Annotated in this window: 16 protein-coding genes; 2 read left to right on the top strand and 14 right to left on the bottom strand. The window is 49.2% G+C overall.

The window, feature by feature from the left end; genetic code table 11:
- Nucleotides 1-350: 350 nt before the first annotated feature.
- Entirely contained in the window at nucleotides 351-749 is a 399-nt protein-coding gene (locus IC617_RS18670; RefSeq protein WP_191146497.1) for a phosphate-starvation-inducible protein PsiE, read from the top strand.
- Between the two features lie 53 nt (nucleotides 750-802).
- Here the strand turns inward: IC617_RS18670 and rpsQ are convergent, their stop codons facing one another.
- Genes rpsQ through rpsJ form a run of 11 tightly spaced genes read right to left on the bottom strand, consistent with a single transcriptional unit; the run spans nucleotide 803 to nucleotide 5762 of the window.
- Nucleotides 803-1054, bottom strand: a complete 252-nt coding sequence (gene rpsQ / locus IC617_RS18665) for a 30S ribosomal protein S17 (RefSeq protein WP_087506476.1) — start codon at nucleotides 1052-1054, stop codon at nucleotides 803-805.
- Complete coding sequence (gene rpmC, locus IC617_RS18660; RefSeq protein ID WP_191146496.1) at nucleotides 1054-1245, bottom strand: 50S ribosomal protein L29; 192 nt, start codon at nucleotides 1243-1245, stop codon at nucleotides 1054-1056. The genes rpsQ and rpmC overlap by 1 nt, the downstream gene beginning before the upstream one ends.
- A complete protein-coding gene (rplP, locus tag IC617_RS18655; RefSeq protein ID WP_191146495.1) occupies nucleotides 1245-1658 on the bottom strand; it encodes a 50S ribosomal protein L16 in 414 nt (137 codons plus the stop codon). Before rplP ends, rpmC begins: the two co-directional genes overlap by 1 nt.
- A 10-nt stretch (nucleotides 1659-1668) precedes the next feature.
- Nucleotides 1669-2370 carry a 30S ribosomal protein S3 gene (gene rpsC, locus IC617_RS18650; protein ID WP_191146494.1) on the bottom strand — a complete coding sequence of 234 codons (702 nt, stop codon included), beginning with the start codon at nucleotides 2368-2370 and terminating at the stop codon, nucleotides 1669-1671.
- Nucleotides 2371-2383: 13 nt separating this feature from the next.
- Nucleotides 2384-2716 (bottom strand): 50S ribosomal protein L22, encoded by a 333-nt coding sequence (gene rplV / locus IC617_RS18645; RefSeq protein WP_087506480.1) that lies wholly within the window; start codon nucleotides 2714-2716, stop codon nucleotides 2384-2386.
- 10 nt (nucleotides 2717-2726) lie between these two features.
- Entirely contained in the window at nucleotides 2727-3005 is a 279-nt protein-coding gene (gene rpsS, locus IC617_RS18640) for a 30S ribosomal protein S19 (RefSeq protein WP_087506481.1), read from the bottom strand.
- Between the two features lie 14 nt (nucleotides 3006-3019).
- Nucleotides 3020-3844 carry a 50S ribosomal protein L2 gene (gene rplB, locus IC617_RS18635; RefSeq protein ID WP_191146493.1) on the bottom strand — a complete coding sequence of 275 codons (825 nt, stop codon included), beginning with the start codon at nucleotides 3842-3844 and terminating at the stop codon, nucleotides 3020-3022.
- Nucleotides 3845-3861: 17 nt separating this feature from the next.
- On the bottom strand, nucleotides 3862-4164 hold the full coding sequence (rplW, locus tag IC617_RS18630; protein WP_087506483.1) for a 50S ribosomal protein L23: 303 nt from the start codon (nucleotides 4162-4164) through the stop codon (nucleotides 3862-3864).
- Nucleotides 4161-4766: a 50S ribosomal protein L4 gene (gene rplD, locus IC617_RS18625; protein WP_087506484.1), complete on the bottom strand. Its 606-nt coding sequence runs from the start codon at nucleotides 4764-4766 to the stop codon at nucleotides 4161-4163. The genes rplW and rplD overlap by 4 nt, the downstream gene beginning before the upstream one ends.
- A 14-nt stretch (nucleotides 4767-4780) precedes the next feature.
- Nucleotides 4781-5419: a 50S ribosomal protein L3 gene (gene rplC / locus IC617_RS18620; protein WP_087506485.1), complete on the bottom strand. Its 639-nt coding sequence runs from the start codon at nucleotides 5417-5419 to the stop codon at nucleotides 4781-4783.
- Nucleotides 5420-5450: 31 nt separating this feature from the next.
- A complete protein-coding gene (gene rpsJ, locus IC617_RS18615; RefSeq protein ID WP_087506498.1) occupies nucleotides 5451-5762 on the bottom strand; it encodes a 30S ribosomal protein S10 in 312 nt (103 codons plus the stop codon).
- A gap of 302 nt (nucleotides 5763-6064) precedes the next feature.
- On the opposite strand from rpsJ, the gene IC617_RS18610 reads away from it, so the two are divergent.
- Nucleotides 6065-7117 (top strand): hypothetical protein, encoded by a 1053-nt coding sequence (locus tag IC617_RS18610; RefSeq protein WP_191146492.1) that lies wholly within the window; start codon nucleotides 6065-6067, stop codon nucleotides 7115-7117.
- A gap of 61 nt (nucleotides 7118-7178) precedes the next feature.
- Here the strand turns inward: IC617_RS18610 and IC617_RS18605 are convergent, their stop codons facing one another.
- From IC617_RS18605 to IC617_RS18595, 3 genes are all read right to left on the bottom strand, one after another.
- A complete protein-coding gene (locus IC617_RS18605) occupies nucleotides 7179-8558 on the bottom strand; it encodes a phosphohexomutase domain-containing protein (protein ID WP_191146491.1) in 1380 nt (459 codons plus the stop codon).
- A 2-nt stretch (nucleotides 8559-8560) separates the two neighbouring features.
- The gene (locus IC617_RS18600) at nucleotides 8561-9970 is read right to left on the bottom strand and encodes a mannose-1-phosphate guanylyltransferase/mannose-6-phosphate isomerase (RefSeq protein ID WP_191146490.1); all 1410 of its coding nucleotides are present in this window, start codon (nucleotides 9968-9970) and stop codon (nucleotides 8561-8563) included.
- A gap of 169 nt (nucleotides 9971-10139) precedes the next feature.
- The gene (locus IC617_RS18595) at nucleotides 10140-11444 is read right to left on the bottom strand and encodes an IS4 family transposase (RefSeq protein WP_439651287.1); all 1305 of its coding nucleotides are present in this window, start codon (nucleotides 11442-11444) and stop codon (nucleotides 10140-10142) included.
- Nucleotides 11445-11523 lie beyond the last annotated feature (79 nt).

Raw genomic sequence — 11523 nt, 5'->3', positions numbered from 1 at the left:
CAAATTTGAACACTCTTCAATAAGTTGATAATTTTTTATCTCAACTCACTGCGAGTGCCCACACAGATTGTCTTGCTAATTGTTAAAGAGCGATGCCAGGTACTTACCTGACTTGCTTGAAGCTTTTGCCCCGAAGCGGATGCGCATTTTAAGGATCTTCGGTTTGGAGTCAACCCCTGTTTTGAAACTTTTTCGATCTTTTCGATCCAAAAGTCATGATTCATCAATAAATAAATCGCAAAACATTGAATTAATTACATTTAAACTAACGAAGCAAATACGATATCGATCGCAATATTAAGATCGATTGATCAGACATCAGATCTCGGAGCATTGTTAAGGAGAAGTAAGTGATTAATAAACAGCGGATACAGCAAATTTTTATCATTGCTATATCGGTAATCGAAAAAGCACTACTGGTCTTTATTGCATTAGCGACGCTGATCGCCATTGCAATTGAGATTCGCCATATCATTGATTCTCAACATGTCCACTTGAGCGACATTTTGCTGCTGTTCATCTATTTAGAAGTGATGGCAATGTCGCGCTTATATGCTGAGCTCGGACGAGTGCCTGTGCGTTATCCAATCTATATCGCGATAATCGCCTTAGCGAGATACCTAACCTTAGCAACCAAAGAGATGGCTGCACTGAGCGTATTTTGGATTGCGATGGCGATGTTTGTCATGGTGCTCGCCACGATTGGGCTACGGCTGGGACACCGTTATTTTCCGTACGAAAAAGGCTGAATACAAAAAAGGCTCCCGAGGGAGCCTTTTTTCATTCAAGCATTAAGTCAGACTTAAGCTTTAGTAACCACTTCAACTAGTGTCCAATTTTTAGTCTTAGACAGTGGGCGGCATTCTTTGATGCTAACCACATCACCAGTTTGACATTGGTTTTCTTCATCATGTACGTGAAGCTTGGTAGTGCGTTTGATGTACTTACCGTAGATTGGGTGTTTCACCTTACGCTCGATAGCCACAGTGATGGACTTGTCCATCTTGTCGCTGATCACTTTACCTTGCAACGTACGAATCTTAGCTTCGCTCATTACGCACCAGCCTTCTCGTTCAGGAGGGTTTTAACGCGCGCAATGTTGCGGCGTACCTGTTTCAGCGTGTGAGTCTGAGCCAGCTGACCAGTGCTTGCTTGCATGCGCAGGTTGAATTGCTCACGCAACAGCTCTAGCAATTCAGCATTCAGCTCTTCCACGCTTTTTTCACGCAGTTCACTCGCTTTCATTACATTACCGTCCGAGTTACAAAGGTTGTCTTAATTGGAAGCTTGCGGCTTGCCAGATCAAAGGCTTCACGAGCCAATGCTTCTGGAACACCGTCCATCTCGTAAAGAACACGGCCTGGCTGAATCTGGCAAACCCAGTACTCAACGTTACCTTTACCTTTACCTTGACGAACTTCCAACGGCTTTTCGGTAATTGGCTTGTCTGGGAAGACACGAATCCAAATTTTACCTTGACGCTTCACGTGACGAGTCATCGCACGACGTGCCGCTTCGATTTGGCGCGCAGTAATACGACCGCGACCAACCGCTTTCAAACCGTAAGTGCCGAAGCTTACTTTGCTACCTGCAACCGCGACACCGCGGTTACGGCCTTTTTGCATCTTACGGAACTTAGTACGTTTCGGTTGTAGCATTGCTTACTCCTTACTTAGTACCTTTACGGCCGCGCTTGTTAGCTGGACGCGGTTGTTGCGCCTGCTTCTCGACCTGTTCCATACCACCGAGGATCTCACCTTTGAAGATCCACACCTTGATGCCGATGATGCCGTAAGTAGTCAACGCTTCTGAAGTTGCATAATCGATGTCTGCACGCAGAGTGTGCAGCGGTACACGACCTTCGCGGTACCATTCTGTACGAGCAATTTCTGCACCGCCCAAACGACCACTAACTTCTACCTTGATACCTTTGGCACCGAGGCGCATAGCGTTTTGAACCGCGCGCTTCATGGCACGACGGAACATGACACGGCGCTCAAGCTGGCTAGCGATGCTATCGCCGACCAATTTCGCGTCGAGTTCTGGCTTACGCACTTCGGAGATGTTGATTTGTGCAGGCGAACCAGCCAATTTGGCTACTTGCAGGCGCAATTTTTCAACGTCTTCACCTTTTTTACCAATCACAACACCTGGACGGGCAGTGTGAATGGTCACGCGAATGCTTTTCGCTGGACGTTCAATTTCAATGCGAGAAACTGAAGCGTTTTTCAGTTCTTTATTCAAGAACTGACGAACCAAATGGTCGCTGTGCAGGTTGGCCGAGTACTCTTTCTTACCTGCGTACCAGGTTGAGTTCCACGGCTTAACGATGCCTAGGCGAATTCCATTAGGATGTACTTTCTGACCCATTTACCTGTCTCCGTTAGCTATCGGACACAACCACAGTAATGTGGCTGGTACGCTTCAGGATGCGGTCGGCACGACCCTTTGCACGCGGCTTGATGCGCTTCATAGTTGGACCTTCGTCAACGAAGACTTTGGCAACTTTCAACTCATCAATGTCGGCGCCCTGGTTGTGCTCGGCGTTTGCAATTGCAGACTCCAGCACTTTTTTAACCAATACAGCAGACTTCTTCGGGCTGTAGTTCAGGATGTCCAGAGCTTTTGCTACTGGTACACCTCGGATTTGATCCGCGACCAAGCGAGCCTTTTGTGCTGCGGTGCGGGCAAACCGATGTTTAGCTAATGCTTCCATCATTTACTCCTTAACGCTTCTTGGCTTTCTTGTCCGCGATGTGACCGCGGTATGTACGAGTAGGTGCAAATTCACCCAGCTTATGGCCAACCATTTCGTCAGTCACGTAGACAGGAACATGTTGGCGACCATTATGGACAGCGATGGTCAATCCGATCATATCAGGAATGATGATTGAGCGACGGGACCAGGTTTTAACTGGTTTTTTATCCCCGCTTTCCACCGCTTTCTCTACCTTCTTCAGCAAGTGCAGGTCAATAAAAGGACCTTTCTTGAGAGAACGTGGCATGGCTTCTACCTCTATTACTTAGAACGACGGCGAACAATGTACTTATCAGTACTCTTGTTCTTACGCGTCTTGTAGCCCTTAGTCGGCACACCCCAAGGTGTAACTGGGTGACGACCACCAGACGTACGACCTTCACCACCACCATGTGGGTGATCAACCGGGTTCATGGCAACACCACGAACGGTTGGGCGAACGCCACGCCAGCGCGATGCACCAGCTTTACCAAACTGCTGCAGCATGTGCTCGGCATTACCTACTTCACCCAGAGTCGCGCGACATTCAGCGAATACTTTACGCATTTCACCAGAACGCAGACGCAGAGTGACGTAAGAGCCTTCACGGGCAACGATTTGTGCATAAGCACCGGCAGAACGAGCCAACTGAGCACCTTTACCCGGCTTCAGTTCAACACAGTGTACGGTTGAACCAACTGGGATGTTGCGCAGTGGCAGTGCGTTACCGGCTTTGATTGGCGCATCTTGTCCAGATTGAACTGCTGCACCAACTTCCAGACCTTTAGGCGCAATGATGTAGCGACGCTCACCATCTGCATAAAGAACTAGAGCAATGTTTGCACTACGATTCGGATCGTATTCCAGACGCTCAACTTTTGCTGGGATGCCGTCTTTGTTGCGTTTGAAGTCAACAATACGGTAATGCTGCTTGTGACCACCACCAATGTGACGCACGGTAATGCGACCATTGTTGTTGCGGCCACCAGACTTAGACTTTTTGTCCAGCAAAGGGGCGTATGGCTTGCCTTTGTACAGGTCGCTGTTAACAACCTTAACTACGTGGCGACGACCCGGAGATGTTGGCTTACATTTAACAATTGCCATGTTTCCTACTCCTCCAATTACTCACCGCCGCCAACGAAATCAATTTCGCTGCCGTCTTTAAGCGTTACATAGGCCTTTTTCCAGTCGCTGCGGCGGCCGAAACGGGCACCGTGACGCTTGGTTTTGCCTTTTACACTGACGGTACGAACGCCAGTAACTTCAACTTCAAACAGCTTCTCTACCGCCGCTTTGATCTCACGCTTATCAGCGTCAGTCACAACTTTGAAAACAACAGTGTTGTTGTTTTCAGCAGCCATGGTGCTCTTTTCAGAAACAACAGGGGCTAAGAGAACTTTCAGCAGACGCTCTTCAGTGATCATGCTAGGTTCTCCTCAAGTTGTTTCACTGCAGCAGCAGTGATCAAAACTTTATCAAAGGCGATCAAGCTAACTGGGTCGATGCCTGCTGCGTCGCGAACGTCAACTTTGTACAAGTTGCGTGCGGCCAGGAACAGGTTCTCATCAACTTCTTCAGTAACGATCAGAACATCGTTCGCATCGTACTGCTTCAGTTTGCTAGCAAGCTCTTTGGTTTTAGGTGCTTCAACACCAAATTTTTCAACAACGATCAGACGCTCTTGACGCACAAGCTCAGACAGAATGCTGCGCAGTGCACCGCGATACATCTTCTTGTTCACCTTTTGGCTGTGATCTTGTGGCTTAGCCGCAAAAGTCACGCCACCGCTGCGCCAGATTGGGCTGCGGATAGTACCAGCACGTGCGCGACCAGTACCTTTTTGTTTCCAAGGCTTCTTGCCGCCACCGCTCACTTCTGAGCGAGTTTTCTGGGCACGAGTACCTTGACGGGCACCTGCTGCATACGCAACAACTACCTGGTGAACTAACGCTTCATTAAAGTCACGCCCGAAGATCGTTGGATTGACTTCAAGCGCGCTTTGCGCGTCTTTCAATACTAATTCCATCACCAATCTCCAAGTTACGCTTTAACGGCAGGTTTAACGATGACGTCGCCGCCAGTAGCGCCTGGGACCGCACCCTTAACAAGGATGAGGTTACGTTCAGCGTCAACACGTACAACGTCCAAAGATTGAACAGTTACACGCTCATTACCCATTTGACCGGCCATTTTCTTGCCTTTGAAGACTTTACCTGGTGATTGGTTTTGACCAATTGAACCAGGTGCACGGTGGCTCAAAGAGTTACCGTGAGTCATGTCCTGAGTACTGAAGTTCCAACGCTTAACAACGCCTGCGAAACCTTTACCTTTAGAGGTGCCGGTTACGTCAACTTTCTTTGCTTCAGCTAGCACATCAACAGTGATTTCTTTGCCAGCTTCCAACTCTTCGCCTTCACCGTCTGCCAGACGGAATTCCCATACACCGCGGCCAGCTTCAACGCCAGCTTTAGCAAAATGGCCCGCTTCCGGCTTGGTCACACGGTTGGCTTTTTTGCCGCCAGTGGTCACTTGAACCGCACGGTATCCGTCGGTTTCCAGAGTTTTAATCTGTGTGACACGGTTGGCTTCGACTTCAATTACGGTTACAGGTACAGAAGCACCATCTTCAGTGAAGATGCGAGTCATACCTACTTTACGACCGACTAATCCGATAGCCATGGTTTACAAACCTCTTCTAGTCTGCTTGGGATTAACCCAAGCTGATCTGAACATCAACGCCCGCAGCAAGATCCAAACGCATCAAAGCGTCGACAGTTTTGTCGGTAGGTTCGACGATGTCGACCAAACGCTTGTGAGTACGGATCTCATATTGATCACGCGCGTCTTTATTGACGTGCGGTGAAATCAGAACGGTATAACGTTCTTTGCGGGTTGGCAGCGGAATCGGACCACGTACCTGAGCCCCGGTTCGCTTCGCCGTCTCAACGATCTCTGACGTAGACTGATCGATCAGACGATGGTCAAAAGCTTTTAGGCGGATACGGATTCTTTGGTTCTGCATCAGACCAACGCTCCAAAAATGTTTGACACAAAGACACACGCCCAAGCCAGTACCATTTTTGGTATGGTGGGTGTGTATCGATTCATTCAACCCCAAATCGGGGTTGCTGTACTTTGGTTTGATTCACTGCGACAAGTCGAGTTAAATCAAACCAGATAAACTCGTTCAATACCGAGTGGTCGCGTATTATACACAAGCATAACGACAAAACAAGCCCGATGTAGGTTTGATTTTGAAAACTTACACCATGACAGATTCGTCAGGCTTGTGTTTACTGAACTAACGAACTCACCAAGGGGATAATGGCGTTGTTGTTGTCGGTCATTTTCGTTGCCACACAAGTTCAAGCCATCGCTCTGAGCGCTGAAGATGAAACAGAAATGTGGTCTTACGCCAAGGACCACATGCGCCCGTGCGAATCCATTGCACAGGAAAATTACCCTTGGTATGACAAGGCGCATCTGCTGCTGTCTGATACCGTGTGCGACCAGGCCCTGTGGCTTGATAGTTTTTTTGGTCCGGATGAGGTGAGTTCTTCTGATATCCAAAGTGCTAGTAGCTTGATCCGTATCAGCACCGACTATGTGATCCGCCAACGTGAATCAGACAAGATTAAGCCACGAATCCAAGCGTCGATTCATTTGCCTCAAATCTCCAATAAACTACAGCTGCTGATCGATGGCAAGGACGACTCCGGTAACGGCGATAATTTGCTGAATCCAGCCGGTCGCCGCCAAGAAAAATCATCCGCAGCAGTGCGCTATACCATGTTTGACCGAGATAGCTGGGATTTGAGCTTTGACGTTGGCGCTCACTTTAGTGGCGGCCCGTTTACTCGAGTTCGCGCTCGCCATTACGACCCGTGGAGTGACAACACGGTATTTAAATTCACCCAAGATTTGACGCTAGAGTTTGAAGATAGCTGGTACGAAACATCTAGAGCCACCGTCGATCGCTACCTTGACGACGTTATCTATCGATATCAACTGCAAGGAAAGTATGGCGAGAAGACAGATGGCTACGAGTGGCGTGCCACTATCGCCCGTATCAAGCAGTTGTCTCAGCGCAGCGCGATCGTGTCATTTCTATCGGTAGAGGGAGCAACCGATGATCCTCGCGATGAAGACGAATCGGAAATCTATCGCCTCGGTTTTAATTATCGAAAAAGCGTTTGGCGACCTTGGTTTACTTACCATTTGGAGCCGCAAATTACCCTACCGCGGAAATTTGACTACAAGCCGACCTATTTATTCATTGCTGGCATAGAAATTCAATTCGGCAAAGGGCGGCGGCCTTCCCACGAAAAAATTAGTTATCAGTCAGCCTATGATGCCAAGCCTGGTAACAGTGGTTAAAGCGTGACCAAAAAAGCCGGAGTAACTCCGGCTCTTGGGCTTCGTGTTGACTGGCCGCTAACTAGGCTGACAAGGCGTCAAGCAGCTCTTTGGTCTTCGCTTCCATCAGGGCTTTGTCGCCCTTACTCTCAACGTTTAATCGCACAACCGGCTCGGTATTTGACTTACGCAAGTTAAAGCGCCAATCAGCAAACTCAACACTAATGCCATCTGTGCGGTCGACCACCTCAGCATCGGCCTCATATTGAGCCAGCACGGCAGCGATAGACGCATCTGGATCAGCGAGCTTTTGATTGATCTCTCCAGACGATGGGTAAGCAGCAATTCGCTCCTTGACTAGCTCAGACAGTGGCTGGCCTGTGGTGCTAAGTAGTTCAGCCACCAACAACCAAGGGATCATGCCGCTATCGCAGTAAGCAAAATCACGGAAGTAATGGTGGGCGCTCATTTCGCCGCCGTAAACCGCATCTTCGGAGCGCATAATGTCTTTGATAAAGGCATGACCGGTTTTACTCATGATGGCATGACCACCGGCTTGCTCGACCACGTCGATGGTGTTCCAGGTCAAACGCGGATCGTGAATGATCTTGGCGCTGGGTTGTTGATCAAGAAATGCTTTGGCCAGCAATCCAACGATGTAATAGCCTTCGATGAATTCGCCGTTTTCATCAAACAAGAAACAGCGGTCGAAATCACCATCCCAAGCAATCCCCATATCGGCATTATGTTGCTTGACGGCGTTTGCTGTCGCAGGGCGGTTTTCTGGCAAAAGCGGATTTGGAATACCGTTGGGGAATGTCGGATCGGGCTCGTTGTGAATTTTAATTAACTCAACCGGCACCTCTGCCTGTTTGAAGACCGACTCCAACGCGTCAACGACATGGCCGGCGGCGCCGTTACCTGCATTGACGACCAGCTTTAACGGTTTGAGCTTGGCGATATTAATGTAACCCAGCAAGTGGGCAATGTAATCGCCAAGCAAGTTGCGCTGCTCGTAGCTGCCTTTGGGACGTTCAGAGGTAAACTCGCCATGGCGCCATGGCGCTTCGCCGGCGATTCGCTTAATGTCAGCTAAGCCGTTGGCATTACCAATCGGTCGGCTGCCCTCACAAACCAGCTTCATGCCGTTGTAATCAATGGGGTTGTGGGACGCTGTCACCTCGACGCCACCACTCACGCCGAGATGAAAGGTGGCAAAGTAAATTTCTTCGGTGCCCGTCATACCCAAATCAATGATGTTGGTTCCGGCATCCATCAAGCCTTCAGCCAAAGCTTTTTTTAACGCGTCGCTGGTTTCACGGGCATCGCCGCCGACAACCACGGTTTCGGGTTGGAGAAATTCGCCATAAGCGCGGCCAATGTCATAGGCAATTTTCTCATTGAGTTCGCTACCGAGCTGACCACGAATGTCATATGCTTTGAAACAAGTTAATTCAGCCATAATTAACTCTCCACTCGACCATAACGGTCTTCGAAACGCACGATGTCATCTTCACCGAGGTAAGAGCCAGATTGCACTTCAATCAACTCCAATGGCACCTTACCGGGGTTTTCAAGCGCATGAACCACGCCAACAGGGATATACGTTGACTCGTTCTCGGTCACTAAAAATGTTTTGTCGCCGTTGGTCACTTTCGCCGTGCCACTGACCACAATCCAATGCTCGGCGCGATGATGGTGCATCTGAACCGACAGTTTGGCGCCGGGTTTGACCGTGATCCGCTTGACCTGATGGCGACTGCCGTTGTCGATGGAATCGTACTTACCCCAAGGCCGATAGACATAACGGTGATGTAAGTACTCGCTGCGATCTTGAGCTTTGAGCTCATTAACAATGCTTTTCACATCTTGAACCCGGTTTTGGTCTGCGACCAGCACCGCATCTTTGGTCTCCACCACAATGATGTTGTCGAGCCCAACGACTGCGACCAATTTTTCTTCGGCGTTGACGTAGGTATTATTGCTCTCATGGACCATGACATCACCGCGGGTGACGTTGCCATGTTGGTCTTTATCATTCACTTCCCATAGGGCCGACCAAGAGCCGACGTCATTCCAACCGGCGTCCAGCGGGATCACAACCGCGCGGTCGGTTTTTTCCATCACCGCATAATCGATGGAATCATCGGGGCATTTGAGGAACCGTTCTGAGTTGACTCGGACAAAATCAAGATCATGACTGACATCTGCCATCGACGCCTCACAAGCAGCAAGAATGTCGGGCTGATGTTTCTTTAATTCACTCAGGTACTGGCCGGCTGTGAGCATAAACATGCCGGAGTTCCAGTAATACTTACCGCTATCGACATAGGATTGCGCCGTTGCTAAATCTGGTTTTTCAACGAATTCACCAACCTTAAAGGCATCCCCCATAGCGTCGCCAGAACGAATATAGCCATAGCCAGTTTCAGGACCAGTCGGAACAATGCCAAAAGTCACCAGCTCTCCAGACTCGGCCAGCGGGATGGCTTGCTCAATAGCAGCATGGAAAGCGGTGTTATCTTGAATAACATGATCGGCGGCGAGCACCAGCATCACGGCATCTTCACCGGCAGTGTGCTTTAAGGTTAATGCAGCCAGTGCGACAGCAGGTGCAGTGTTGCGCCCATCCGGCTCAAGGATAATCGTCCCCAAATCACCCAACTGGTTCAGCTGCTCAGCGACAATAAAACGATGCTCTTCGTTAGAAATGACCACCGGGGAACTTGCCTGAACGCCACTGAGTCGAGTGATGGTTTCCTGCAACATGGTGCTGTCACCATGCAATGGTAAAAACTGTTTTGGGTAGAGTTTGCGAGACAAAGGCCAAAGACGGCTGCCGGAGCCACCGGCCATAATGACAGGGTAGATCATTGAGTATCCTTACCATGGGGGCAGTAACAAAGAGTAACGTAGCTGGCCGCTATACTCTCCATATGACCGAGTTAGTGTAACAAAGTTACATGGTAAGGGAATAGCTGCTATCGCAAGAATGAATAGCAAGGCCTCAAAACAAAACAGGCAGCCTATTGGCTAATGCCAGTCAGTTAAGCTGACTGGCATTTTTCTTATTGGGGTATTTTCGCGCCTTGTGCTTCACGCATCTAGGGTAAATTCTGTCTTCCCGTTTCGGCGGTAGAATGTGATGTGGCGTTTCATCAAGTAGGTGGTTAATTCGCTTCGGGATGGTGCCAGCCGCTTCGAGCCAGAAGCCATATATTAAGTGGATAATCGCTGCGGCACTGGTGGTGAAGCTTAATTGATTGGGATACAAACCGGGTACCGTTTGTGCCATCTTAACCATCTGGTAGCGAATGATGTTGTAACCGAGCAGCAGCCCCCACAGCTCCTGCTCAATCATTTCTGGCAGTTTACTTCGCAGCGTAAACTCATTGTTAAGCAGTGATGATTTCATCTCTCGATAGCCCACTTCAATTTCCCAGCGGTGACGATATAAATCAACAATATCTGCACTAGGAAACCGCATGGCGTCAGTCATTGAAGTCAGGATATTGACCTCTTTTCCTTTGATGGTTTTGGTCAATAACCTAACTTCTACGCTATCAGAGAGGTCGGAGTATTTTCGCCGCGCTTGTGGGCTGGCCTGCAAAGCAACGATTTTATCGTTTCGTCCGAGCTTCCTAATCACCGTGTATTGGGTGCCTTTTCTCATTGGCATCAGCCAGTGACGTTGTTCACCCGCTTGATACCAGCGATTCAGCAGGCCTAGCGAGTAAAAGCCTCGGTCGAATAGGGTCAGACTGTGGTCTGGCGTGGTGTCAATCAAACGTTCGGCCAAGGTCATTTCATTGGTCTTATAACTGTCAAAGGCACTGGCAACCATCATGTGGCTGGTTAATTCCATCTGACACACCATCCGAACTTGTGGAAAAGAGCCCTCGCCGTTTTGGTTGGAAGGTGCTTTAAATCGTGCTCGATTATCCGGCGTATCAGGCGTTCGCCAAACCACACCATCGACTCCAAGGAGTTTTAAACCCGACCACGTTGGGTGATTGGCTTGCTGATGCCACATTTGCTGGCTGCGATGAAAGACTTCTTTCACTGCGTCGGCCCCTAGCCGCTGACGTGCTTGAACCACTGCGCTCGGAGCAACCAAAGGTTTCTTTCCAGGCAACATCAGTTGCGCTTTGCTAACAATGCTCCAAACCGGCTCTTGCCGGTACAGCGACATCGCAATGACGGTCCACACTGCCATGTCTAGAGGAATTCGGCGTTTTCTGACGGTTGCAACACCACTGGTTTCGAGGCATTGATTGATGAAATCAGGGCAGAGTATATCGGAGAGTTTACCGAGCTCTTCGGTATTTGGAGCATAGCCATTGGCCATTGCCAGCGCGGTTGTCAGTTGCAAAAGAAAAAGGTCCTAACTGAAGAAGTTAAGACCTTTATATAGCCTGCGGAAGATC

Source organism: Neiella litorisoli (assembly GCF_014773395.1).
Classification (GTDB): Bacteria; Pseudomonadota; Gammaproteobacteria; order Enterobacterales; family Neiellaceae; genus Neiella; species Neiella litorisoli.
This window is presented reverse-complemented; position numbering and strand designations above follow the sequence as displayed.